17 protein-coding genes are annotated in these 23,206 nt (G+C 75.3%); 6 read left to right on the forward strand and 11 right to left on the reverse strand.

Annotated elements, in window-relative coordinates:
* Nucleotides 1-20: 20 nt before the first annotated feature.
* Both ACZCLJ_RS17435 and uca read left to right on the forward strand, forming a co-directional pair.
* Nucleotides 21-725 (forward strand): GntR family transcriptional regulator, encoded by a 705-nt coding sequence (locus ACZCLJ_RS17435; protein ID WP_463104659.1) that lies wholly within the window; start codon nucleotides 21-23, stop codon nucleotides 723-725.
* 98 nt (nucleotides 726-823) lie between these two features.
* A complete protein-coding gene (gene uca, locus ACZCLJ_RS17440; protein WP_463104660.1) occupies nucleotides 824-4,600 on the forward strand; it encodes an urea carboxylase in 3,777 nt (1,258 codons plus the stop codon).
* A 26-nt stretch (nucleotides 4,601-4,626) separates the two neighbouring features.
* On the opposite strand, the gene ACZCLJ_RS17445 is transcribed toward uca, so the two are convergent.
* From ACZCLJ_RS17445 to ACZCLJ_RS17460, 4 genes are all read right to left on the reverse strand, one after another.
* A complete protein-coding gene (locus ACZCLJ_RS17445) occupies nucleotides 4,627-4,920 on the reverse strand; it encodes a WXG100 family type VII secretion target (protein ID WP_463104661.1) in 294 nt (97 codons plus the stop codon).
* Nucleotides 4,921-5,049: 129 nt separating this feature from the next.
* The gene (locus tag ACZCLJ_RS17450; RefSeq protein ID WP_463104662.1) at nucleotides 5,050-5,781 is read right to left on the reverse strand and encodes an HD domain-containing protein; all 732 of its coding nucleotides are present in this window, start codon (nucleotides 5,779-5,781) and stop codon (nucleotides 5,050-5,052) included.
* Nucleotides 5,782-6,052: 271 nt separating this feature from the next.
* Nucleotides 6,053-7,738, reverse strand: coding sequence for a sensor histidine kinase (locus tag ACZCLJ_RS17455; RefSeq protein ID WP_463104663.1), 1,686 nt, complete (start codon nucleotides 7,736-7,738; stop codon nucleotides 6,053-6,055).
* Nucleotides 7,735-8,478 (reverse strand): response regulator transcription factor, encoded by a 744-nt coding sequence (locus tag ACZCLJ_RS17460; RefSeq protein ID WP_463104664.1) that lies wholly within the window; start codon nucleotides 8,476-8,478, stop codon nucleotides 7,735-7,737. Before ACZCLJ_RS17460 ends, ACZCLJ_RS17455 begins: the two co-directional genes overlap by 4 nt.
* Before the next feature lie 93 nt (nucleotides 8,479-8,571).
* Here ACZCLJ_RS17460 and ACZCLJ_RS17465 point away from each other — a divergent pair, with 93 nt between their 5' ends.
* The gene (locus ACZCLJ_RS17465; RefSeq protein ID WP_463104665.1) at nucleotides 8,572-9,819 is read left to right on the forward strand and encodes a winged helix DNA-binding domain-containing protein; all 1,248 of its coding nucleotides are present in this window, start codon (nucleotides 8,572-8,574) and stop codon (nucleotides 9,817-9,819) included.
* 21 nt (nucleotides 9,820-9,840) lie between these two features.
* Here ACZCLJ_RS17465 and ACZCLJ_RS17470 read toward each other — a convergent pair whose 3' ends face one another.
* Nucleotides 9,841-10,443 (reverse strand): NYN domain-containing protein, encoded by a 603-nt coding sequence (locus tag ACZCLJ_RS17470; RefSeq protein ID WP_251150192.1) that lies wholly within the window; start codon nucleotides 10,441-10,443, stop codon nucleotides 9,841-9,843.
* A gap of 101 nt (nucleotides 10,444-10,544) precedes the next feature.
* On the opposite strand from ACZCLJ_RS17470, the gene ACZCLJ_RS17475 reads away from it, so the two are divergent.
* Nucleotides 10,545-11,348 carry a type 1 glutamine amidotransferase gene (locus ACZCLJ_RS17475; protein ID WP_463104666.1) on the forward strand — a complete coding sequence of 268 codons (804 nt, stop codon included), beginning with the start codon at nucleotides 10,545-10,547 and terminating at the stop codon, nucleotides 11,346-11,348.
* Nucleotides 11,349-11,845: 497 nt separating this feature from the next.
* Here ACZCLJ_RS17475 and ACZCLJ_RS17480 read toward each other — a convergent pair whose 3' ends face one another.
* The 6 genes from ACZCLJ_RS17480 to ACZCLJ_RS17505 all read right to left on the reverse strand — a co-directional run bounded on the left by ACZCLJ_RS17480 (nucleotide 11,846) and on the right by ACZCLJ_RS17505 (nucleotide 21,863).
* The gene (locus tag ACZCLJ_RS17480; protein WP_463104667.1) at nucleotides 11,846-12,652 is read right to left on the reverse strand and encodes a PspA/IM30 family protein; all 807 of its coding nucleotides are present in this window, start codon (nucleotides 12,650-12,652) and stop codon (nucleotides 11,846-11,848) included.
* A gap of 75 nt (nucleotides 12,653-12,727) precedes the next feature.
* Nucleotides 12,728-14,851, reverse strand: coding sequence for a TPM domain-containing protein (locus ACZCLJ_RS17485; protein WP_463104668.1), 2,124 nt, complete (start codon nucleotides 14,849-14,851; stop codon nucleotides 12,728-12,730).
* 371 nt (nucleotides 14,852-15,222) lie between these two features.
* A complete protein-coding gene (locus ACZCLJ_RS17490; RefSeq protein ID WP_251150196.1) occupies nucleotides 15,223-16,902 on the reverse strand; it encodes a DNA repair helicase XPB in 1,680 nt (559 codons plus the stop codon).
* Nucleotides 16,903-16,953: 51 nt separating this feature from the next.
* Entirely contained in the window at nucleotides 16,954-19,521 is a 2,568-nt protein-coding gene (locus tag ACZCLJ_RS17495) for a helicase-associated domain-containing protein (protein WP_463104669.1), read from the reverse strand.
* A 182-nt stretch (nucleotides 19,522-19,703) separates the two neighbouring features.
* Nucleotides 19,704-20,681 (reverse strand): type IV toxin-antitoxin system AbiEi family antitoxin domain-containing protein, encoded by a 978-nt coding sequence (locus ACZCLJ_RS17500; protein WP_463104670.1) that lies wholly within the window; start codon nucleotides 20,679-20,681, stop codon nucleotides 19,704-19,706.
* Between the two features lie 249 nt (nucleotides 20,682-20,930).
* On the reverse strand, nucleotides 20,931-21,863 hold the full coding sequence (locus ACZCLJ_RS17505) for an NAD-dependent epimerase/dehydratase family protein (protein ID WP_463104671.1): 933 nt from the start codon (nucleotides 21,861-21,863) through the stop codon (nucleotides 20,931-20,933).
* 120 nt (nucleotides 21,864-21,983) lie between these two features.
* On the opposite strand from ACZCLJ_RS17505, the gene ACZCLJ_RS17510 reads away from it, so the two are divergent.
* Together ACZCLJ_RS17510 and ACZCLJ_RS17515 are read left to right on the forward strand one after the other, a co-directional pair.
* Nucleotides 21,984-22,727, forward strand: a complete 744-nt coding sequence (locus ACZCLJ_RS17510; RefSeq protein WP_463104672.1) for a TetR/AcrR family transcriptional regulator — start codon at nucleotides 21,984-21,986, stop codon at nucleotides 22,725-22,727.
* Between the two features lie 93 nt (nucleotides 22,728-22,820).
* The gene (locus tag ACZCLJ_RS17515; protein WP_251150583.1) at nucleotides 22,821-23,204 is read left to right on the forward strand and encodes a cold-shock protein; all 384 of its coding nucleotides are present in this window, start codon (nucleotides 22,821-22,823) and stop codon (nucleotides 23,202-23,204) included.
* The last annotated feature ends 2 nt before the right edge of the window (nucleotides 23,205-23,206 follow it).

Genomic DNA, 23,206 nt, shown 5'->3' on the forward strand with positions numbered 1-23,206 from the left:
GACGAGCCGGGAGAGCCAGCATGGACATCGTGACCGCGACGACGCCCGGCTCGGCCGCGCGCTCCCTCCGGGACACCGTCTACACCCGGCTGCGCGCCGAGATCCTCAACGGGCGCGTCGACCCGCGCGAACGGCTCACCGAGCCCAAGCTGAGCAAGCTCTTCGACGTCTCCCGCACCCCGGTGCGCGAGGCCCTGTCCCGCCTCCTCTCCGACGGGCTCATCGAGCGGACCGACTTCGGCTACGCCGTCGTCGTGCCGAGCCTGCCCGAGCTGCGCGACCTCTACGAGCTGCGCGTCACGCTCGAGCTGCGCGGGGTCGAGCGGATCATCGAGAACCCCGAGCTCCGCTACGACACGGGCGCGCTGTCCGCCGAGCTCGAGCACTGGCTCGGGCTGCGCGCCGACGTGCCCGAGCCCGACCCGAGCTTCGTCATGCTCGACGAGCGCTTCCACACCGTGCTGTCGCGTGCGGCGGGCAACGAGCGGCTCACCGAGGCCCTCGTCGCGGTCAACGAGAAGGTCCGCGCGGTGCGGATGTACGACTTCGTCGAGCCGGAGCGCATCCGCATCACGATCGACGAGCACGTCGAGATCCTCGAGCTCGCGCTCGCGGACCGGCTCCCCGAGGCCCGCACGGCCCTGCACAAGCATGTCGGGGAGTCGCTCGCCGTCGTCATGGAGCGCGCGGCCCGGGCGCTGTCACGCATGGCTCTCGCCGTCTGAGACCCGCGTCCGCCGGGGGCTCGGCGGGCCTAGAGTGGCGTCGTTCGACCCGACGGCGAGGCGCGCTCTCGCCCGCCCGCACGGCACCCGGGAGGGCGATGACCGCCACGCTCCTCGTCGCGAACCGCGGCGAGATCGCCTGTCGCATCCTCCGCAGCGCCCGCGACCTGGGGTTGCGGACGGTCGCCGTGCACTCCGACGCCGACCGCGGGGCGCGTCACGTCGGCCTCGCCGACCGGGCCGTGCGCATCGGGCCGGCGCCCGTCGCCGCGTCCTACGACGCGGCGGACCGGCTGCTCGCCGCGGCGGCGTCCGTCGGCGCCGACCTCCTCCACCCCGGCTACGGGTTCCGCTCCGAGGACGCCGCGTTCGCCGCAGCCGTCGAGGCCGCGGGCGTCGCGTTCGTGGGCCCGACCCCCGAGCACCTGCGCACCCTGGGCGACAAGGCCCGGGCCCGGGAGCTCGCCCTGGCCTGCGGGCTCCCCGTGCTCCCCGGGTCGCCGCTGCTCACGGGCCCCGAGGACGCCGCCGCGCACGCCGCGGCGGTCGGCTATCCCGTCGTCCTCAAGGACGCGGCCGGGGGCGGCGGCACCGGGGTCCACGTGTGCCAGGACCCCGACGAGCTCGCGGTCGCGTGGCGGCGCGAGTCGTCCCGGCCCGAAGCCTCCGGCCGGCTGTTCGTCGAGCGCCACGTCGCCCGCGCGCGCCACCTGGAGGTCCAGGTGTTCGGTGACGGCGCGGGACGCGTCGTCACGCTGGGCGACCGCGATTGCTCGGTGCAGCGCCGTCACCAGAAGGTGATCGAGGCCGCACCCGCGCCCGGGCTCGCCCCGGAGGCCCGGGCCGGGCTGCACGACGGCGCTCGCCGTCTCGCGGAGGCCGTCGCGTACCGGTCGGCCGGGACCGTCGAGATGCTCCTCGACGTCGACACCGGCGAGACGTGGTTCTGCGAGGTGAACCCCCGCATCCAGGTGGAGCACACCGTCACCGAGGAGGTCACGGGCGTCGACCTCGTGTCGTGGATGCTCCGGCTCTCCCTCGGCGACGCGAACGTCCTGGACGGGGTGGCAGCGTCCGGACCGTTGCCGGTCGGCGTCGCGGTGCAGGCCCGCGTGTACGCGGAGGACACCCGGCACGGACGACCCGCCGCGGGCACGCTCACGCGGCTCGAGCTGCCCGACGGCGTGCGGGTCGAGACCGGCGCGCGGGCAGGCGACGAGCTCGGCGGCCACGCCGACGCGCTCGTCGCGAAGCTCGTCGCGCACGCACCGACCCACACCGGGGCCCTGGACGCCCTCGGCACGGCCCTCGCGGCGACGCGCGTCGAGGGCGTGCCGACGAACCTCTCGCTCCTGCGGGCCGCGGTCGTCGACCCGGCCGTCCGTGGCGGGACCGCGACGACGAGCACGCTCGCCGGGCTGCAGGACCCGACGCCGTGGGTCGACGTGCTCGACCCCGGCGTGCTCACCACGGTCCAGGACTGGCCCGGTCGCACCGGGTACTGGGCGGTGGGCGTGCCGCCGTCGGGACCGATGGACGACCTCTCGTTCCGTGCGGGCAACCGCGCGCTGGGCAACCCCGAGGGCGCGGCTGGGCTGGAGTGCACGCTCTCGGGCCCGACCCTGCGGTTCTCGCACGCCGCGACGGTGTGCGTGACCGGTGCGCCGGCGCCGGTCACCGTGGACGGCGAGCCGGTGCGCCAGTGGGAACCGGTCGAGGTCCCGCCCGGGGGCGTGCTCGCGGTGGGCGCGCCGCACGCCGTCGGGCTCCGGACCTACGTGCTGGTGCGCGGCGGGCTCGACGTCCCGGCGTACCTCGGGTCGTCCGCGACGTTCCTCCTCGGGGGTGTCGGAGGCTACGCCGGCAGGGCCCTCGCCAGGGGCGACGTGCTGCACCCGCGTCGACCCGCGGACGCCGGTGCCGACGCCGACGACGAGGGCGTGGGCCTGGGCGACGGGTGGCCGAGGCCGCGGGCCGTGCCCTCCGACGAGCGCCCGCGCATGGGTCACTCCTGGGAGATCGCCGTCGCGACCGGGCCGCAGCCGACGCACCTCACGGCAGCTGCGCTGCGCCGGCTGCGCACCGCGTGGTGGCGTGTTCTGCCGCACGCCGACCGCACCGGGATACGGCTCTCCGGGCCGCCCCTCACGTGGGTGCGAGCCGACGGCGGCGACGCCGGGCTGCACCCCTCGAACGTGCACGACAACCCGTACTCCGTCGGCGCGCTCAACGTCAGCGGCGACACCCCGATCCTGCTCGGCCTGGACGGTCCGAGCCTGGGCGGGTTCGTGTGCCCGCTGACCGTCGTCGTCGGTGCGCGCTGGAAGCTCGGACAGCTTCGACCGGGCGACGTCGTCCGGTTCGTCCTCCTGGACGACGACGAGGCGCGTGTCCTGCGCACCCGTGCCGCGGCGCGTGCCGTGGCGCGGGTCCCCGCCTCGCGGCGTACGGTCCCGGACGACGGGGTGCTCGCGCGCCGCCACGGGAGCGGGCCCGCCGGACGGCCCGCGGTGCGGTACCTTCGCGGCGCCGAGGACAACGTGCTCGTCGCGTACGGCGACGACGAGGGTGACGGGAGCAGCGGCGACCCGCTCCTCCTGCGGCTGCGCGTGCACGCCCTGGCGCAGGCGCTCGCGGCGCACGCCCCGCGCGGCGTCGTCGACGTGACGCCGGGCGTGCGGACGCTCCACGTCCACGTCGACCCGGACGAGCTGCCCGTCCGGCGCCTCGTGGGGCTGCTCGGCGAGCTCGAGGACGACCTCCCGCCCGCCGCGGAGATCGAGGTCCCGAGCCGCGAGCTCCACCTCCCGCTGAGCTGGGACGACCCCGCGATCCACGAGGCCGTCGAGCGGTACGCGGCGGCCGTCCGGGAGGACGCGCCGTGGCTCCCGTCCAACGTCGACTTCGTGCGGCGTGTGAACGGGCTCGGTTCGGTGGACGACGTGCGCCGCACCGTGCTCGACGCGCAGTACCTCGTGCTCGGTCTGGGCGACGTGTACCTCGGCGCGCCGCTCGCCCTGCCCGTCGACCCGCGGCACCGCCTCCTCACCACGAAGTACACGCCCGCGCGGACCTGGACCCCCGCGGACACCGTGGGCCTCGGCGGGACGTATCTGTGCGTGTACGGGATGGACAGCCCTGGGGGGTACCAGCTCGTCGGCCGCACGGTGCCGATCTGGGCGCCCCACGCCCAGCGCGGCCCGTTCGAGCCGGGCGTCCCGTGGCTGTTCCGCGCGTTCGACCGCATCGTGTGGGACCCGGTGGACGCGTCGGAGCTCGCGGAGCGGCGGGCCGCCGCACGGGCAGGGGTCCTCGACGTGCCGGTGACCCCGGGGACCTTCTCCGGGCGCGCACACCTCGACCTGCTGGCGGAGCACGCCGACGAGATCGCGACCGTCGCCCGGTCGCGCCGTGCCGCGTTCGATCGCGAGCTCGAGGCGTGGACGGGCGCGGGCGAGCTTGTCGGCGCCCCCGGGCGTCGCGGCCGACGGCGCCGCGGCGCCATCACGGACCCACCGCCTCCTGACCGGGCCGTGGAACGACGGGCCGCCGCCCGCACCACGGGAGGCAGCCCGGGTGTCGTCGTGGAAGCGTCCCGCCACGCCGACGCGTCCGAGCCCGGAACGGGCCCGGACGGACGGCCCGGCCCGGGACGGACGGTGCTCCGGGCCCCCCTCGGTGGCGTCGTCTGGCGGGTCGAGGCGCAGCCGGGCGACCCTGTGCCCGCGGGAGGCGCCGTCGTCGTGCTCGAGGCGATGAAGCTGGAGCTGCCCGTGACGACGACCGTGCCGGGGCGGGTGACCGAGGTCCTGGTCCGCCCCGGCGACCACGTCGCACCCGGGGAGGGGCTCGCCGTCGTCGTCACCGACGTGTGAGCCGCGGCCCACCGCGACCGCCGCCGCTAGCGGGCCACGAACAGGCGCGACGCCTGGGCCTCGGCGTCCGCGTACGTCTGCGCGGCCGACCCGAGGGCGGCCGTGATCGCGTCGAGCGCGGACTCGACCTGGACCTGCGTGCCCTGCCACTGGGCCATCACACCCGTGAAGGCGTCTGCGGCGCCGCCGCGCCACGACGCCTGCAGGTCCGTGAGGTGCCGCATCATCGCTGCGACCTCCGTGCGGATCGCCGCCACCGACCCGCTCACGGCCGTGCTGGCCTGCGCGACGCGCGCGCTGTCGACCTCGTACCTGCTCATCGTCGTCCTCCGTCGTGTCCGGCGGCTCGTCAGGGCCGCGTGGCCCGGCCGACCGCCGGGCTCGTCGAGGACGTTAGGGGAGCGATCGGTGGCCGGGCTCGAGGAGGCGGTGCACCTGTGGACGACCGCTCAGGCCGTGGAGGGTGTGGACGGCGTGGACTGTTGCGCCAGCTTGATCTGCTCCTTGCGCAAGCGCTGGAGCTCGGCATCGAGGTTCTGCCGGGCGGGCTCTTCCCAGGCCGTGCCGAGCGGGCTGGAGAACAGCGACCGCCGCTCGAGCAGCTTGGTGAGGATGGCCATGCGCGCCCGGACGTAGTCCTCGGGCGGGATGTGCGCGTACTCGTCGCGCACGTCCTTGAGGTATTCCTTGTAGCGCTGGGGCTCCGCGGCCAGCACCGCCAGGTCGGCGTCGCACAGCACGGCGCAGTCGAAGTCCGTGGGGTCGGGTGCGTGCCGCACGAGGGCGTTGACGAGGTGGGCGACGCGGCGCGCCGCGTCGTCGGGGACGCCGAGCTCCGTCAGCTCGGCCAGCGCGAGCGCCGCGCTCGCCGTCTCGTCCTCGCCGCCCTTGTTCGCGTACGTCGCGCGGCCCTTCGCGTCGAAGACCGCGCCGTGGTACCAGGCGGCGAGCCGGACGAGGTCGGGGTCGTGGGTCTCCTGGGAGAGCTCGTCGACCCGTCCGAGCACGTCCGCGAGGTGGCGCAGGTTGTGGAAGTTGCGACCCGGGGTGTCCCAGCGGTCGAGCAGTCCCTGCCCGACGCCGCGGATCGCATCGTCCGACGCGGTCGCTCCGGCGCCCCTGGCGCTGCGGACGAACGAGGAGAGGAACCACTGCGGTGCGTCGATGCTCGTGACGCCCATGGAATCAGCCTTCTTCGACGACGAGGGAGGAGCGGCACCGGTCGGGGAGAGCCGACCGGCAGGCCCGACGTCGGCAGCGTCCTTGCCGGGCCTTCGGTCCCAGCCTAGGTCGATCCACCGACGACGACGCGCCATCGTAGCCCGTGCCCGACGGCGAGGTGTCAGGACGAGAGGTCACCGGGGTGACCTCTCGTCCTGACACGAGGCGACGGGGCGCCGTGTGTCAGGGGCACAGGTCACCCGGGTGACCCGTCGCGCTGACAGGGTGTGGTCAGGACGCGAGCGGGAGCTCCACACGGACGGTCAGCCCGCCGTCGTCGTCGGTCGTGCGCACCGAGACGTGGCCGCGGTGCGCGGCGACGATCGCCGCCACGATCGCGAGCCCGAGGCCCGAGCCGCCCGACGCACGGTTGCGGGACGAGTCCGCCCGGTAGAAGCGCTCGAACACGCGGTCCTCCTGCCCGGCGGGCACGCCGGGGCCGTGGTCGCGGACCTCGAGCACCGCCGTCGCGCCGCGAGCCGTGCCGTGCGGAGCGCGCTGGACGGTGCCGTCCGTCGGGAGCGGGGGCGCCTCGACGACGCCGAGCGCGATCTGCGCGGCCGTGCCGCGCGGCGTGTGCCGCGCGACGTTCCCGACGAGGTTGGCCAGCACCTGCCGCAGCCGGTCCTCGTCGCCGACGACGCGCAGCGGCTCCGGCGCGACCGACCCCGCCGCCAGCCCCACGACCTGCACGTCCCGCGACGGGTCGAGCGCGTGCAGGTCCTGCGCGGAGTCCTTCGCGAGCGCGGCGAGGTCGACGGGCTCGTGCCGCAGGGGCCGCCCCTCGTCGAGCCGCGCGAGCGCGAGCAGGTCGTTGACCAGCGCCCCCATGCGCGTCGCCGAGTCCTCGATGCGGCCCATCGTGTCGTCGACCTTCTCGGGCGTGTCGAGCGCTCCCATGCGGTACAGCTCGCCGTACCCGCGGATCGTCGCGAGCGGCGTGCGCAGCTCGTGGCTCGCGTCGGACACGAACGTCCGCATGCGCGCCTCCGACGCCTCCTGCACGGCGAACGCCTCCTCGATCTGCGACAGCATCGCGTTGAGCGACGTCGCGAGCGAGCCGACCTCGGTCGTGGGCGGTGCCGGCCGCACGCGTCGGGCGAGGTCGCCCCCCGCGATCCCTGCGGCGGTCTCCTCGATCTCCCGCAGCGGACGCAGCGCGCGCTGCACCGCCATGTACGCGACCGCTCCGCCGATGAGCGCGATCCCGAGCGCGGACAGCGCGAGCGTGCGGCCCAGCACCTTGACCGTCTCGTGGATACCCGTGAGAGGGAGCGCGACGAACGCGGTTCCCTGGACCTCGCCCGTCAGCTCGCTGCGGATGAAGAAGGGGACGACCCGCCACTTCGCGGGGTCGGACCCGCCGCTCGACGACACGGTGAACGGATCACCGGCGCGATCCCTCACCTCGGGGTCGGACATCGCCGGGATGTCCGGCTCGCCGTACCGCGAGACGGTCTGCGGCCAGCCGAGCGCGCTGCTGTTCCCGTCCCGGTCCCGGGCGACCACGTAGTAGTCGCTCGGGAGGACGCTGCGGACCGGCCCCTGGTTGAGGGTGGACTCGGCGACCTCGCTGGCCGAGCGCTCGAGCTGGTCGTCCACCTGGTCGACGAGGTACTGCGACACGACGGTGGTCGTCAGGAGCGCGGCGATCCCCTGCCCGGCGGCGAGCAGCAGCACGATGATCGCGACGAGCCGCGCCCGCAGCGGCACGCGTGCGAGCCAGCTCCAGCCCTCGGTGGGGACGCGCCGGCCGAACGGCCGCTGCGCCGTCGGGCCCGGGTCGCTCGTGCCCCCGGCCGCCGCGTCGCCGGACGTGCCCGACGCCGTGTCCCCGGCAGGGCGCACGGCGTCGCCCGGGGGAGAGGGCGGCACCGCGCGCGCGTCGGTCGCCGTGCGGTCGGACCCTGCGCTCATGACGACGGCGGCGCGCCCGGCGGCTGCCGCAGCAGGTATCCGACGCCGCGCTTGGTGTGGATGAGCGGAGGCAGGGCGACGGGCGCTCCGTCGGGGCCGGGCACGGTGAGGTTGTCGATCTTGCGCCGCAGGTAGGAGATGTAGGACTCGACGATGTTCGCGTCGCCGCCCCAGTCGTACTGCCACACGTGGTCGAGGATCTGCGCCTTGGAGAGCACGCGGCCGGCGTTGAGCATGAGGTAGCGCAGGAGCTTGAACTCGGTGGGGGACAGGTCGACGTCGATCCCGGCGCGGCGGACCTCGTGCGAGTCCTCGTCCATCTCCAGGTCGGCGAAGCGCAGCACGGCGTCGTCGACGGGCTCGGCGTGGGTCCGGCGCAGGACCGCGCGGATCCGCGCCACGACCTCCTCGAGGCTGAACGGCTTCGTCACGTAGTCGTCGCCGCCGACCGTCAGGCCGGTCACCTTGTCGCGCGTGTCGTCCTTCGCGGTGAGGAACACGACGGGCGTGCGCTGGCCCTTCTCGCGCATGCGGCGCGTGACCGTGAAGCCGTCCATGTCGGGGAGCATCACGTCGAGCACCACGAGGTCGGGCTCGACGTCGCGTACGAGCTTGAGCGCGCTCTGGCCGTCCGCGGCGGCGTGCACCTCGAACCCCGCGAACCGCAGGGACGTGGCCAGGAGCTCGCGGATGTTCGGCTCGTCGTCGACGACGACGAGGCGTGCCTCGGGAGTGCTCATGGATCCAGTGTGCGCGCGTCCTCTGGGAGCTGCCTGGGAGACCCCTCCACCGGTGCCGGCGCGGTCGTGGGCGGTGGCGTGCAGGATGGCGGGGTGCGCATCACCGTGGAGCAGCGTCGTCGTCTGCTCGTGGCCCGTCAGCTCGCCCTCGGCGTCGACCACCCCGGCCTGCCCGCCGCGCGCTCGGTCGAGGACGTGGTCGGGCGGGTCCTCGCGCTGCACGCCACCGACGCACCGAGCGTGTACCTGTCGGTCCTCGCGCGCGTGCCCGACCTCGTGCTCGCGGACGTCCGCGACGCGCTGTTCGGGCGCCGCACCCTCGTCAAGGTGCTCGCGATGCGTCGGACGATGTTCGTCGTACGGCGCGAGCTGGTCCCGGTGGTGCACGCCGCAGCGGGGGCGGCCGTCGGGCGGCGGCTGCGGACCCGCCTGCTCAAGGAGCTCGCGACCCTGCCGACCGACCCGCCCGTCGAGGACGCCGACGCGTTCCTCGCGGAGGCCGAGCGTCAGGTGCACGCCGCGCTCGCGGAGCACGGGCCGCTGGACGGCGCGAGCCTCTCTCGGGCAGCGCCGGCGCTGCGCACCGCGTTCTTGCCGACCACCACGAAGTCGTGGGACGTGCGCCGGACGGCGACGAGCCAGCTCCTGTCGATGCTCTCTGCCGAGGGCGTGGTCGTGCGCGGCGAGCCGCGCGGCTCGTGGTCGTCGAACCGGCACGTGTGGACGCCGATGGACGACTGGTTCCCCGGCGGTATGCCCGAGCTCGACGAGCCGACGGCGCGCGTCGAGCTCGCGCGCGCCTGGCTCGCCGTGTTCGGGCCGGCGACCGAGAAGGACCTGCAGTGGTGGACGGGGTGGAACCTGCGGGACACGCGCGCGGCGCTCGGCGCTCTCGACGTGCGCGAGGTCGACCTCGAGGTGGGCGCGCGCGGCGCGACGGGAGAGGCGGCGGTCGCGCGCGGCGTCGTGCTCGCGCAGGCGCTCGACGACGGGTCGCTGGACCTGCCGGAGGACACGGCCGAGGGCGTCGTGTCGCTCGTGCCCTCGCTCGACCCGACGACGATGGGGTGGTCCGTGCGCGACTGGTACCTCGGGCCGCACCGCGACCAGCTCTTCGACACGATCGGCAACGCGGGAGCGACCGTCTGGTGGGAGGGGCGGATCGTCGGCGCGTGGACCGTCCGGCGCGGCGGGGAGCCCGCGTACCGCCTGCTCGAGGACGTCGGAGCGGACGCGGAGGCCGCCGTCCAGGCCGAGGCGGCACGCATCGCCGCCCTCCTCGGCGGGGACGGCACGACCGCGTCGTTCCCCACGCCTCTGTACCGCGAGCTGCAGGCCTGAGCCCGCGGCCCGCGGCACGCGTCAGAGGTAGCGCAGCGGGTCGAAGTCGGCGAGCGGGATGATCCGCACGCGGGGCAGCATCGTCGTGAACGCGCCGGCGTGGTCCTCGAGGTCGAACACCTCGAGCCCGCGCGCGGTGAGCTCCGAGAGCCGCACGTTGACGAACTCGCGGAACGCGAGCACGCCCACGCGCCGGTCGGGGTCGCCCAGGAGGTTCTCGACCTGCGGCAGGAAGTCGCCGTCGTGGCTCGCGAGGAGGACGTCGCCCGGCCGGTCGCGCAGGGCGTCGAGCGTGCGCTGGATGCCGATGTCCACGACCTTCTCGCTGCCCGACCCCGCGAGCGGGATGGGCCGGTAGCCCATCGCGAGCAGCGCCTGCACGAACGACATCGGCATCTGCCCGGACGACGCGTTGAGGAAGAACAGCGGCGTGACGTCCTGACCCCACGCCTGACGCGCGAAGTCGACGATCCGGTCCCAGCGCGGACGCTCCTCGGGCGCCGGGCGGTGCCCGAGGACGTTCATGCCGAGCGTCGCGTCGATGTTCTCGCCGTCCACGACGAGGTACGTGCGGCGCGGCTGCTCGACGACGGGCGGGGGCGCGACGATCTGGGGGTCGGACATGCGGTCAGCCTAGCCGTGACCTGCGTGCCAGGTCCCGGCGGGCTGCCGTGCGACGTCGCGGTTTGCGTCCTCCGGGGGGCCACTGGGTACGGTCGTCCTTCGTGACCACGTTCGACACCTCGCCCGGCCCTGCCGGAGCGCCGTCCGGCACCGCCGGAGCCTCGCTCGACCTCGAGCGCCCCGCCGTGCGCGTGACGGTCGTCCAGAGCTCTCCGGACGTCACCCTCGACACCTACGCCGACCACCTCGACGCGGACCTGCACGTCGTGCGCGCCTACGACGGCGAGCCGGTCCCCACGGCGAGCGAGGTCGGTGACGGGCTGGTCGTGCTCGGCGGCCACATGTCGGCGTACGACGACTCCCGCGCACCCTGGCTCCCCGCCGTGCGGGAGCTGCTGCTCGCGGCGGCGACGTCCGGGGTCCCCACGCTCGGCATCTGCCTCGGCGCCCAGCTCCTCGCCGTCGCCGGTGGCGGCCGGGTCGAGGTGGCCGCGCCCCCGGGCCGCGAGGTCGGCGCGACGCGCGTGTTCTGGCGGCACGGCGCCGAGGCCGACCCCGTCCTCGGGGCTCTCGCCGCCGGCGACGCGCCGGTCCGCTGGGCTGCGAGCGCGCACGGCGACGCCGTCGTCGACCTGCCGGCCGACGCGGTGTGGCTCGCGTCGTCGAACATGTATCCCTACCAGGCCTTCCGCCTCGGCTCGGCGCTCGGCGTCCAGTTCCACCCCGAGGTCTCCTGGGCGAGCCTCGCCGGGTGGTGCGACCGCTACGACGACGTCGACACCGCCGCCGTGCTCGCGGGGTTCGACGAGCACGCCACCGAGATCGCCGACGGCGGCCGCCGCCTCGCTGCCGCGTTCGTCGCCGAGGTGCGTACCGCCGTCGAGCGGCGGTTCGTCACCGCCTGAGGGCGAGGCGCTGAGGCGCTGAGCCGCTGAGCCGCTGAGCCGCTGGGGCGCTGAGGCGGGGCGGCGTCGGTCCGCGGTCGACGGCTCCACGAGGAAGGGGCCGGGTCTACCATCCGCCCGCTCGTCCCTCGCGGGCTCCCGCCAGCCCCGCCACGACCCGGCCCCTTCCTCGCTCCGCCGTCGACCGCTCGGCGGGGTGGCGCGCCGACAGGCTGTGACATGGCGAACCAGCGGTCGCGTGGTGGACGAGCGGTGAGACGGCGGACCAGCGGTCGCGCGGCGGACGAGCGGTGAGACGACGGACCAGCGGTCGCGCGGCGGACGAGCGGTGAGACGACGGACGAGCGGTGGGGGCGACGTCGGATGCGAAGGGCGTAGACGCCGCGCTCCGGAGACCGGAAGCCGACGGGCCGAGGCGACGGCGCGGCAGCCCGAGCACCGACGGCGCCCCCACCGCGGACCGGACGAGCGCCGATCTGCGGCGGGGACGCGCGTTCTCACCAGCCCGACGTCGGCGCGTCCTGGGTGCTCGTGCCGGACCCGATCTCCGGGGTGACCTGGGTGGGCGCGACCTGGGGCGCCGTCGACGCCGTGCCGCCCTTGAGCGCCGCGAGCCGCGCCTCGATCTCGATCGTCTCGCCCGACGACTCGAGCTCGGCGAACTGGGCGTCGATGCTCGACGCCGCGACCTCTGCCTGGCCCATGGACATCGCCTCCTCGCGCCGCACCATCTCCTCGTAGCGCGAGATCTCGCTCGTCGGGTCGAGGACGTTGATCGAGCTGATGGCGCCCTGCACGGTCTGCTGCGCCTGGGCGCTCTTCTGGCGCGCGACGAGCGAGTCGCGCTTCGAGCGCAGCTCGCCGAGCTTGTCCTTCATGAGCGCGAGGCCGGTCTTGAGCTTGTCGACCGTCTCGCGCTGGGAGGCGATGAGCGGTTCCGCCTGCCGGACCTCCCCCTCGGCGGCGATCTGCTTGCCGAGCGCGAGCTTGGCGAGGTTGTCGAACTTGTCGGCGTTCGCGGAGTCGCCGGCCTGGCGGTAGCGGTCCGCCTGCGCGGACGCGGCGACGGCCTTCTGCCCCCACTCCTGCACCGCCGCGACGTCCTCGTTGTAGTCCTGCTCGGCGAGGCGCAGGTTTCCGATCGTCTGCGCGACGGCCTGCTCGGCCTCGGCGATGTTGTTCGTGTAGTCCCGCACGAGCTGGTCCAGCATCTTCTGCGGGTCCTCGGCGCTGTCGATCAGCGCGTTGATGTTGGCCCTCGTGAGCTGGGCGATGCGCCCGAAGATGCTCTGCTTCTCCGCCATGGTGCCTCTCCTGTCGATGCGTCGTTCCGTGACCGGGTCGTGCTGCTGAGAGATGCCGGGGTGGTGCGGGGCGCGCTAGAACCGTCCGCCGCGCCCGGAGCGGCCGCCCGAAGACCTGCCGCCGGACCGCCCGCCCGAGCGTCCACCGCCGAACCCTCCGCCCCCGGACCCCCCGCCGAAGCTGCCGCCGCCGAAGCCCCCGCTGCGACCACCCCGTCCGCCGCCCCCGCGCAGGATCGAGTCGAGCAGGATGCCGCCGAGCACCATCCCGCCGACGTTGCTCCCTCCACCCGATCCGTAGCCGCCGCCACCGCCGAAGCCACCGAGCCCACCGCCCTGCGAGGCGTCCCACCGGGACGCGTCCTGCTGGGCCAGCTGCGCGGCGGCCTGCGCCTGGGCGTCGGCCTGCTGGGCACGCTGCAGGGCCGACACGGGGTCGGTCGGCTGGAGGGAGCGCGCCTCACCGAGCAGGCGGATGGCCTCCGAGAGCCTGGTCCGCGCCTCGGAGCCGACGGCGCCGCGCCGGGTCTCGATGAAGTCGTGGGTCGCCCGGACCTGGGAGTCCACGCGCGAGAGCGTCTCGCGCAGCAGCGCGTTCGCTCGGGCCACCTGCTCCGCGCGCTCCCGGAACGGGGCGAGCACGGTGTCGAGGGCGGCCTCCGCGTCGGTGAGGCGACGCAGGGCGGCGAGGGGGTCGCCGCCGTCGTGCACCGTCGCGGCAGCCTCGGCCGCTGCCTGCGCCTCGGCGAGGGCGGGTGCCACGGTGGCGTCCTGTGGCGCGAGCCGACCGGCGTCCGCCACGTCCGCGCGGATCGAGGCGAGTCCCTTGTCCAGACGGGCACCGGCCTGCGCGAGGTCGGTCCCGGCGCGGTCGACCGCGTCGAGGAGCGTGACCGCCTGGCCGACCGCGTTCTGGGCCGCACGCGCCAGCGCGACGGCAGCCGCCCGGTCCTTGCGGGCCAGCGACTCGCGGCCCCGCGCCACCGAGTCCTGCGCCCCCGCGACGAGCGCCTCCGCCTGGTCCGGGTTCTGCGCGACCGATGCGAGCGCCGTCGCCGGATAGGTGCGGGCGAGGGTGTCGAGCGTCGTGCGGGACGCCGGTACACGCGCCAGCACCTCGGTCGCGCGCTGGTCCGTCTCGTCGAGCACCTGCGGCGCGCGGGCCTGCAGGTCGCGCAGCTCGTCGAACGTCGCGGACTGGGCGTCGAGCTCGTCCGCCACGTCGTCGCACAGCGTGACGATCCGGGCGAGGAGGGCGCGCGCCTCGGGCTCCGTCTCCGGGGCCGAGTCGTCGAGGCGCCGGCGCAGCGCGAACGCCTCGGTCACCTTCTGCTTGCCCGAGGCCAGGGCCGCGGAGAACTGCTGCGTCGCCTCGAGCCCGAACTGGGCCTGCGCGAAGCCGAGCTCCTGCTCCGAGGTCTTCAGCGCGTCGTCGATCGCGACCAGAGCGGAGCTCGCCCGACGGTCCAGCTCGTCGGTCGGCAACGACTCCAGGCTGCCCGGGGCGGGCCCGCCCGCGGCGCCCCCGGGGGCGCCGCGCTCCTGGCGACGTCGGCGGTTCGCGACGGCGCGCACCACGAGCACCACGACCAGCACCAGCAGCCCGCCCACCGCGAGCACGAGGAACCAGCTCACCCCGCCGCCGTCGCCGCCGGTCGCCGACTCCCGCGCGGTGTCCGCGGCGGCGATCGCCGCGCCCGCCCAGTCGTCCTCGCGCAGGTGGTCCTCGACGGTGGACGTGACCCGGTCGATGCCGGCGTCGCTCAGCGCGATGTTGTTGTCGTACGACAGCCCGTACCGCCGGTCCTGCGTCCCGACCGCGAGCAGGAGGTCGTCGACGCCGAGCCCCGACGCGTTCGCCGTCGCGTTCGCCCAGTCGATGCCGTCCATGCCACCGAGGTCGGGCACGTACACCACGAAGAGCTGCAGGTCGGTGTCTGCCGCGAGCCGGTCGAGGGCCTCCTCGACCTCGCCCGTGCGGTCGCCGAGCACGCCCTCCGGGTCCGTGATCTCGCCCTCGACGTCGAGCGGCGCCTCGGCACGGACCGGTGGCCCGGCGGGGAGCGCGGTGGCGACCGTCGGGCTCGCCGTGAGCAGCACACCCGTCAGCAGCGTCAGGACGACGGCGACGCCGCGCCGGAACCCGTCGCTCGCCGTCGTGACGGGGGCAGGGGCGGTCGTGCGCACGAGCGGTCTCACGCGCCCGATCCTTTCCCAGCGGCTCCCTGCCTGCAATCGCTGGCACGACCTGCCGTTCCGCGCCGGGAGGGGACCGTGCTGCGCTGCGGTCCCCACCCTCTGCTGCACGACGCCCAGGTCCTCGTTCTCGTGGTCGGACCTGGGCACCGTTCCGTGCCGGGCGGGGACCGTGCTGCGCTGCGGTCCCCACCCTCTGCTGCACGACGCCCAGGTCCTCGTTCTCGTGGTCGGACCTGGGCGCCGTTCCGGGCGGGGACCTTGCTGCGCTGCGGTCCCCACCCTCTGCTGCACGACGCCCAGGTCCTCGTTCTCGTGGTCGGACCTGGGCGCCGTTCCGGGCGGGGACCTTGCTGCGCTGCGGTCCCCACCCTCTACTGCACGACGCCCAGGTCCTCGGCGTCGACGATGCGGTAGGCGTACCCCTGCTCCGCCAGGAACCGCTGGCGGTGCGCCGCGAAGTCCTGGTCGACGGTGTCGCGCGCGACGACGGCGTAGAAGTGCGCCGTCCGGCCGTCGGCCTTGGGGCGCATGACGCGGCCGAGGCGCTGCGCCTCCTCCTGGCGGGACCCGAACGAGCCCGACACCTGGATCGCCACCGACGCCTCCGGCAGGTCGATGGAGAAGTTCGCGACCTTCGACACCACGAGCCGCGAGATCTCGCCGGAGCGGAACGCCTCGAACAGGCGCTGGCGCTCGCGGACGGTCGTCGCGCCGGTGATGAGCGGAGCGTCGAGGTGGTTGCTCAGCTCCTCGAGCTGGTCGAGGTACTGGCCGATGACGAGCACCTGGTCGTCCGGGTGCTGCGCGACGATCTGCTCGACGACCCGGTTCTTGCCCGTCGCCGTGGCTGCGAGCCGGTACTTGTCCTCGGGCTCCGCCACCGCGTAGGTCATGCGGTCGGACTCGGGCAGCGTGAGCCGCACCTCGACGCAGTCGGCGGGCGCGATGTAGCCCTGCGCCTCGATGTCCTTCCACGGCGCGTCGTAGCGCTTCGGCCCGATGAGCGAGAACACCTCGTCCTCGCGGCCGTCCTCCCGCACGAGCGTCGCCGTCAGGCCGAGGCGGCGCCGCGCCTGCAGGTCCGCCGTCATGCGGAAGATGGGCGCGGGCAGGAGGTGCACCTCGTCGTAGACGACGAGGCCCCAGTCGCGTGCGTCGAGCAGCTCGAGGTGCGTGTAGACGCCCTTCCGCTTCGTCGTGAGCACCTGGTACGTCGCGATCGTGACCGGCTTGATCTCCTTGCGGGCGCCCGAGTACTCGCCGATCTCGTCCTCCGTGAGGCTCGTGCGCCGCACCAGCTCGTCACGCCACTGCCGCGCGCTCACGGTGTTCGTCACGAGGATCAGGGTCGTCGTCCCGGACCTCGCCATCGCACCGGCCCCGACGATCGTCTTGCCCGCGCCGCACGGCAGCACGACGACGCCGCTCCCGCCGTGCCAGAACCCGTCCACGGCCTGGGCCTGGTAGGGACGCATCTCCCACGGCTTCGGCGCGTCGCCCTCGGTGCGCGGCGGCGTCGTCGGGCTGAGCGCGATGGCGTGCTTCTCGCCGTCGACGTAGCCCGCGAGGTCCTCGGCGGGCCAGCCGAGCTTCACGAGGACCTGCTTGAGGTGGCCGCGCTCGGAGGGGTGCACGACGACGGTCGTGTCGTCGACCCGCTCGCCCACGAGGCCCGCGGTCCGCTTCGACTTGAGCACCTCCGCGAGCACGGCGCGGTCGGTCGCCTCGAGCACGAGCCCGTGCACCGGGTGCTGCGCGAGCGTGAGGCGCCCGTAGCGCGACATCGTCTCGGCGATGTCGATGAGCAGCGCGTGCGGCACCGGGTAGCGCGAGTACTCGATGAGCGTGTTCACGACCTGCTCGGCGTCGTGGCCCGCGGCGCGCGCGTTCCAGAGGCCCAGCGGGGTGAGCCGGTACGTGTGGACGTGCTCGGGGGCGCGCTCGAGCTCGGCGAAGGGCGCGATGGCGCGCCGCGCGTCGCCGCCGCGCGGGTGGTCGACCTCGAGGAGCAGCGACTTGTCGCTCTGGACGATGAGGGGGCCGTCGGTCATGCGTCTCCTTGCCGAGGTAGGACCGGGGTCGTGCGAGGCAGGACCGGGGTCCTACCTCGCCGGGTCGTGGTCACCCGCGCGGGCGGGGGTGACGGAGGCGATGCGGTGCACCGCGACGGTGAGCTCGGCGTCGCGCGCAGGGTCCTGCGCGCGCAGCCGCCCGGCGTCCAGCGTCAACGGTCGCACGAGCCGTCGGGTCGGGGACCCGACGGACCCCACGACCTCGAGCCACACCGACGCGCCGTCGGCGATCGCCTCGCGCAGGAGACCCAACGCGGCCGCCGGGTCCGTTGTTCCATCGGCACCGGGCTGCCGGACCGCACCCCGCACCGCTGATCCCTCCGCGTCCCCGAGCGCCCTGTCCGCGTCACCCGCGGGCGCCGTGCCCGTGCCCGACGACGCCCGCGCGCCACCGCGACCCGTCGCGCCTCCCGGGGCGCCGGGCAGGGCGGAGCCGCTCTGCGACCGACGGGACGAGGAGGCACCGGGACGGCCCGACGGCCTGCCGTCGTCCTGCCCTCGGGCCGCCGCGTCGTCGGCCGCGCGCAGCCGCGCGACGAGCGCCGCGTACCTCTCGCGAGCCGGCCCCGGGCGCCCGTCCCCGGGCCCCGGCCCGTCGTCGTCGGCACCGGGACCGAACCCCGCCGCCGCGGCGCGGGCGCGTCGTCGGCCGACCACGTGTCGACCGCCACCCGGCGGACCGGTGCGCCGGCCGCCGTCGGCCACGAGCACCCGCCCGTCCGGGCCCTCGACCGCCGAGACCACGCCGCGGTCGCGCAGCGCCGCCTGGAGCTCGCCCGCCGGGACGGCCGCGACGAGCACGGTCGGCGCGATCCGCACGAGCCCGAGGTGCCGGAGCGCGGGCGCCTCGACCAGGCCGGCGAGCAGGGCCGGGTCCTCCGCGCGGACGTAGCTCGACGCCGATCCCACCCGCACGCGCCCGTGCCGGCGCGCGGCGTCGCGCACGAGGTATTCGAGCGGCTGGGGGACCGGCGTGCGGGAGTGCGCGGCGAGGTCGTCGAGCAGGTCGTCCGCGCTGCGCCCGTGGTCGAGCGCACGTACGACGGACTCGGCGGAGAACCGGACCGTCGTCGCGGCGCCGCGCGATTCGACGTCGGCCGCGATCTCCACGAGCCGGCTCAGCGCGCCCGACGGTCGCCCCGGCACGATGCCCGTGAGGTCGCCCTGCAGCAGCAGCTCGTCGACCTCGGGCGGCAGGACGGCCTCGAACGCGGCGGGGAGCGCCGGAGCGCTCTCCTCGCCCTGGCCGAGCAGCGCGCGCCCCGGCGCCGACAGCGCCCCCGCTCCCGTGACGCCCAGCAGCGCGGCCTCGCGCAGCAGCCCGGCGACGGCCTGCTCCGGCGGGACAGCGCGCGGCGTGCGCCAGCGCAGCACCTCGACGACCTCGGGCGCGCCCGGCCCGCGCCCGGGGAGGTCCGCGAGGACGTCCAGTACGGTGCTCCGCAGCCGCGGCACCCACGGACGCCACAGCTCCGGGTCGAGCGCGCCGCGCAGCGCACCCTTCTCGTCGCGGCTGCCCACGAGCCACGGGGTGCGTCGGGAACGCCACCAGCCGCGCGCGAGCGCGGCCCAGCGATCGCCGAGGTCGTCGTCCAGCCAGTCCTCGGCCGCAGCGGTCGCGGTGAACGACGGCGGGTCGTCGCCGTCGTCCGCGACCAGCCCTGCGGCGGCGGCGAGCTCGACGACCGCTGCCGCCGTCGCGTCGTCGACCTCGAGCGTCGTGCCGGCGCGGCGCAGCTCCCGCACGCCGAGCCCGCCGGAGCGCAGCACGCCGGGCGGGTCCTCCTGCCACGCCGTGACGAGCCGGGCCACGAGCCGCACGGCCTCGATCCCGGCGCTCGCGGACTCGGCGTCGACGGTCGTCGCCGGGACTTCGCGGACGTCCGGCACCGGTGGGCTCGTGCGCACGTCGCGGTGGGTGCGGCCGCCGCGCAGCGCGAGCCCGACCTCGCGCGGCAGCACGACGTGCCGGTCGTCGGTGGCGTGCAGGTACCCGCGCTCGACGAGCCATCCCACGGCGCGCCGGGCCGCCGGGTCGGTACGCGGTGCGACGCCGACGGGTGGCCCCCACGTGAGCGCGTCGAGGATGGCCGTCGCACCGGGCGGGGCGTCGGCGGGGAGCGGGACCGCTGGGACGTCGTCGGGCGCGACGCCCGCCGCGGGGCCGAGGCCGGCGGGGTAGGGCCCGAGGATCTCGGCCAGGCCGGGAGCGGGGCGACGGCTCGCGGGCCGCGCGGGGTCGGGGGACCAGACGAGCGCGGCCTCGGCGAGGTGCGCCAGAGCCTCCGTGGTCGACCGGACGCCTGCCGCGCCACGCGTGCCGAGCGCGGCGGCGACGTCGCGCGCCGTCGTCGGACCGGTCACCGGGTCCAGCAGCAGCACGGACTCGAGCACGTGCAGCTCGAACGCGCTCAGCCCGGCGAGAGCCCGCTCCAGGCTCGTGCGGCTCGACGCGCGGGCAGCGAGCGACAGGAGCGTCGACGGCGAGGGCGTGGCCAGGTCAGGGCGTCTGGTCAGGAGCGCGACGAGGCGCGCGTCGTCGCTCGAGCGCAGCGTGTCGCTGAACGTCGCGGACCGCCCGGACGTGGAGATGGCCATCCGTTCGATGCTACGCGGGCGGAGCGCACGCGACGGCACGGGCCGTGGCGTCGTCGTCCGAGATCGCGAGATCGCGAGATCGCGAGATCGGCAGGAAGGCGCGAGACCGGTTCTTGCACGGACCGATCTCGCGTGGAGGGACCGATCTCGCGTCGACGGACCGATCTCGCGTGGACCACCTGCTAGCGGCCGTGGGCGGTGACCCGAGGGAGCGGCGGCAGCAACCGGTCCGGGCGCAACGACCGGACGACCTCGGGCGGCAGCGCCGCCAGGACACGGTGCTCGACGGACGCCGCCGAGTCCGACGCCATGAAGCGCAGCATCCGCCACCGGGCACGCTCGGCGGCCTCCTGGCGGCGCTTCTCCTGGACAAGGACGCGACCCGGGTCGTCCAGCGGCGCGAGACCGTCGCCGGAGGTCCGGTACTTGACCAGCCCGTCGAACTCGAGCAGCAGCCGCCACTGCTCCCAGCCGGCGTCAGCGCGGACCCGGCCGATCGACGTCCGGATCTCGAGCTGCGTCGTCGGACGCGGCAGGCCGAGACGGAGCACCACGTACCGCAGCCACGACTCCCACGCGGACTCGGCACCGGCGTCGGCGAGCTCGAGGACGTGCCTCGCCCGGCGGACGCCGCGCGCTCCGGGAACCTGGCGGTCCAGCACGGCGGCGACGTCCTCGCGTCGTATGCCGGACGCCAGCGCCGAGTCGGCGACGACGAGACCGTCGAGCGGGGGCGACGTGCGCAGGCAGTCCGCCACGGTGCGAGCGGGCGACGTCACCGGCAGACCGCCGAGGATCACACGCTCGCCCGCGCCGAGCGGAAGACGGTGCCGTGTCACGTCGTCCGCCGAGACGCTCGACGCGTTGTACGCCTGGACCACGTGCGTCGTCCGCGGTGGTGTCCACAGGCGGAAGCCGTGGAGGAGCGCGGCCGTCGTGTGACTCAGCGTGTGCTCGGCCGAGAGCTGGAGGTGGAGCGCCCGGGCGCGGTCGGCGGCGAGCTCGCGCTCCGCGACGTGTGGCGAGGCGTGCGGCGGGGTCCGCGGGCGGTACGCGCCGCGACGCACGCGGTCCCACGCGCCGTCGTGCACGGCCTGGGCCGCGGTGCCGGGCGGGTGCTCACGGGCGAGGAAGATCGGGCGGTCGTGGTCCGGACTCATGGAGGGAGCGTGTCCTGCGCGCTCGCTCGTCGTCTCGAGCGAGCCGCGTGCCTGTGGACGGGCTCACCACAGCCGGGCCTCTGGACGGCCAGGACCCTGCCATCACGCCGTGACCCGTTGGCGCACGGGGGATGACCGTCGAGATCGGTCGGGCGGCGCGAGATCGGTCCTCTGCAGGACCGATCTCGCGCCAACCGGCCGATCTCGGTGCCGGGTCTTCGCACGCCGTCTCCCCGCATCCCGGGAGCGTCAGCCGCGCGCGGTGCGCCGGCACACCTCGTCCCATGGCGTCGGCTCGATGTCGAAACGTGCGCGAGCCGCCGAGTCGTCGAGGACGTACGGGCGCTCCCACTGGTAGATCAGCTCGCGCAGCTCGCGGAGCAGCGGCGAGAACAGCCCCGCGGCGGCGAGGCCCGGCCCGCGCAGCGACCGGACCCGCACGGGCGGCAGCCCGACGCTCGCGAGCACGTCCGTGAGCGCCTGCGCCTGGCTGCGAGGAGCGTTGCTCGGCGTGTGCCACGTGCGGCCGTGCGCGCCGGGATCCTCGGCCGCCGCGACGAGGGTGCGCGCGGCGTCCTGCACGTCGGTGAAGGTGTGGGGCAGGTCGGTGCGCCCCATCATCGTCACGCTCTTCCCGCGGGACGCCGCCGGGACGACGCGCGACACGTGGCCGTTCCCGCCGACGCCGGGCCCCATGAAGTCGGAGCTGCGCACCTCGACGGCGCGGACCCGGCCGGCCCGGTGCGCGGCGAGCGCGTCGGCCCACAGGCGGGCACGCAGCATGCCCTTGTGGTCGGTCGCGGCGTCGGGCAGGTCCGCCGTCATGGGGCCGTCGACGGGTCCGTACGGGTAGAGGTTGCCCGTGATCGCGTAGACCGCGCCGCTGTGCCCGGCGGCCGTGAGCATCGACGCGGCGAGAGGCGGCCAGACTCGTTCCCACTGCGTGTAGTCGCCGGGGTTCGCGCAGTTGTAGAGGACGTCCGAGCCCTCGGCCAGGCGGCTGAGGGCGTCGGCGTCGGACGCGTCGAGCGCGACGTGGCGGACGCCGGGGATCCCCGTGTCGCGCCCGCTGCGCGTCACGACGGTGACGGACGACCCGCGCGCGGCGAGCAGCTCCGCGACGTGGCGGCCGACCGGGCCCGCGCCGACGACGAGGTGGCGGTCGAGAGGGGTGCTGGGCATGACGGTCTCCGTTTCCGAGAGCGGTGCTCTCACTTCGAGGAGCCTGACACGGTTCGCCGGACAAATCAAGAGCACTGCTCTCATTGGTGGACAGCGCTCTCGTCTGCCACGCTGGACCGCATGGCAGCACCCCGGAACGCCCGCGCCCTGGCCCGAGAGACCCTGACGCGCGAGATCCTCGACGCCGCGCGCGCACGGCTCGCGACCGACGGCCCGGGCGCCCTCTCGCTCCGGGCGGTCGCGCGCGACGTCGGCATGGTCTCGTCGGCCGTGTACCGGTACTTCCCGAGCCGCGACGCGCTCCTCACGGCGCTGCTCGTCGAGTGCTACGACGAGCTCGGCGCCGCCGTCGAGGGCGCCGAGGCCGCCGTCGCGCGGGACGATCACCAGGGCCGCTGGCTCGCCGCGTCTCGGGCGCTGCGGGCGTGGTGCGTCGGGCGGCCCGGCGACTTCGCGCTGCTCTACGGCACGCCGGTGCCCGGCTACGCCGCGCCGCGCGACACCGTCGAGCCCGCGACGCGCGTCGTGCGGGTCCTCGTCCGGATCGTCGGCGACGCATGGGTGGCCGGGCGAGAACCCGTCCCGGCGCCGGAGGGCGCCAACGACGCCACCGCGCTCGTCGCCGACGCCCGCGCCTACGTCGCCGCGCGCGGGCTGGTCGGGCCGGACACGCCGACGGAGAGCGTCGTGCGGACTCTCATCGCCTGGACGACCCTGTTCGGCACGGTCTCGTTCGAGCTGTTCGGGCACCTCGAGCGCACGGTCGGGGACCGCGCGTCGTGGTTCGACGCCGTCGCGCTCCGGCTGGGCGCGGACCTCGGTGTCGTCGGGCGCGCCGCCGACCCCGGGAGCGGTGCGCCCTGAGCTGCCGTCCGGCGGGCGGTATCGATGCGGCGACTGCCCGACGAGGCCGGTAGCCTGATGGCTCTGGTCCCTACGAGCACGAACGAGGTCTACGTGCCCACCGGCAAGGTCAAGTGGTTCGACACCGAGCGCGGCTTCGGCTTCATCGCCGACGACGACGGCGGCGAGGTCTTCCTGCACGCCTCCGCGCTCCCCGCGGGCGCGCCCGCCCCCAAGCCCGGAGCGCGCGTCGACTTCGGCGTCGCCGACGGCCGTCGTGGCCCCCAGGCCCTGGCCGTCAAGCTCCTCGACCCCGCGCCGTCGGTCGTCAAGGCGAAGCGCCGCTCGGCCGACGAGATGGCCGTGATCGTGGAGGACCTCATCAAGGAGCTCGACGGGATCGGCAACGGCCTGCGCCGCGGCCGCTACCCGGAGAAGGGCAAGGCGACGAAGGTCGCCGCCGTGCTGCGCGCGGTCGCGGACGAGATCGAGGCCTGAGC

The sequence above is a fragment of the Cellulosimicrobium sp. So1_17 genome (assembly GCF_055181235.1).

Coding starts and splice junctions, on each gene's coding strand:
- ACZCLJ_RS17480 (WP_463104667.1), bottom strand. CDS start 12,652: ATGGCGGAGAAGCAGAGCATCTTCGGGCGCATCGCCCAGCTCACGAGG.
- ACZCLJ_RS17455 (WP_463104663.1), bottom strand. CDS start 7,738: ATGAGCGCAGGGTCCGACCGCACGGCGACCGACGCGCGCGCGGTGCCG.
- ACZCLJ_RS17445 (WP_463104661.1), bottom strand. CDS start 4,920: ATGAGCAGGTACGAGGTCGACAGCGCGCGCGTCGCGCAGGCCAGCACG.
- ACZCLJ_RS17500 (WP_463104670.1), bottom strand. CDS start 20,681: ATGAGTCCGGACCACGACCGCCCGATCTTCCTCGCCCGTGAGCACCCG.
- uca (WP_463104660.1), top strand. CDS start 824: ATGACCGCCACGCTCCTCGTCGCGAACCGCGGCGAGATCGCCTGTCGC.
- ACZCLJ_RS17470 (WP_251150192.1), bottom strand. CDS start 10,443: ATGTCCGACCCCCAGATCGTCGCGCCCCCGCCCGTCGTCGAGCAGCCG.
- ACZCLJ_RS17505 (WP_463104671.1), bottom strand. CDS start 21,863: ATGCCCAGCACCCCTCTCGACCGCCACCTCGTCGTCGGCGCGGGCCCG.
- ACZCLJ_RS17450 (WP_463104662.1), bottom strand. CDS start 5,781: ATGGGCGTCACGAGCATCGACGCACCGCAGTGGTTCCTCTCCTCGTTC.
- ACZCLJ_RS17435 (WP_463104659.1), top strand. CDS start 21: ATGGACATCGTGACCGCGACGACGCCCGGCTCGGCCGCGCGCTCCCTC.
- ACZCLJ_RS17510 (WP_463104672.1), top strand. CDS start 21,984: ATGGCAGCACCCCGGAACGCCCGCGCCCTGGCCCGAGAGACCCTGACG.
- ACZCLJ_RS17490 (WP_251150196.1), bottom strand. CDS start 16,902: ATGACCGACGGCCCCCTCATCGTCCAGAGCGACAAGTCGCTGCTCCTC.
- ACZCLJ_RS17495 (WP_463104669.1), bottom strand. CDS start 19,521: ATGGCCATCTCCACGTCCGGGCGGTCCGCGACGTTCAGCGACACGCTG.
- ACZCLJ_RS17460 (WP_463104664.1), bottom strand. CDS start 8,478: ATGAGCACTCCCGAGGCACGCCTCGTCGTCGTCGACGACGAGCCGAAC.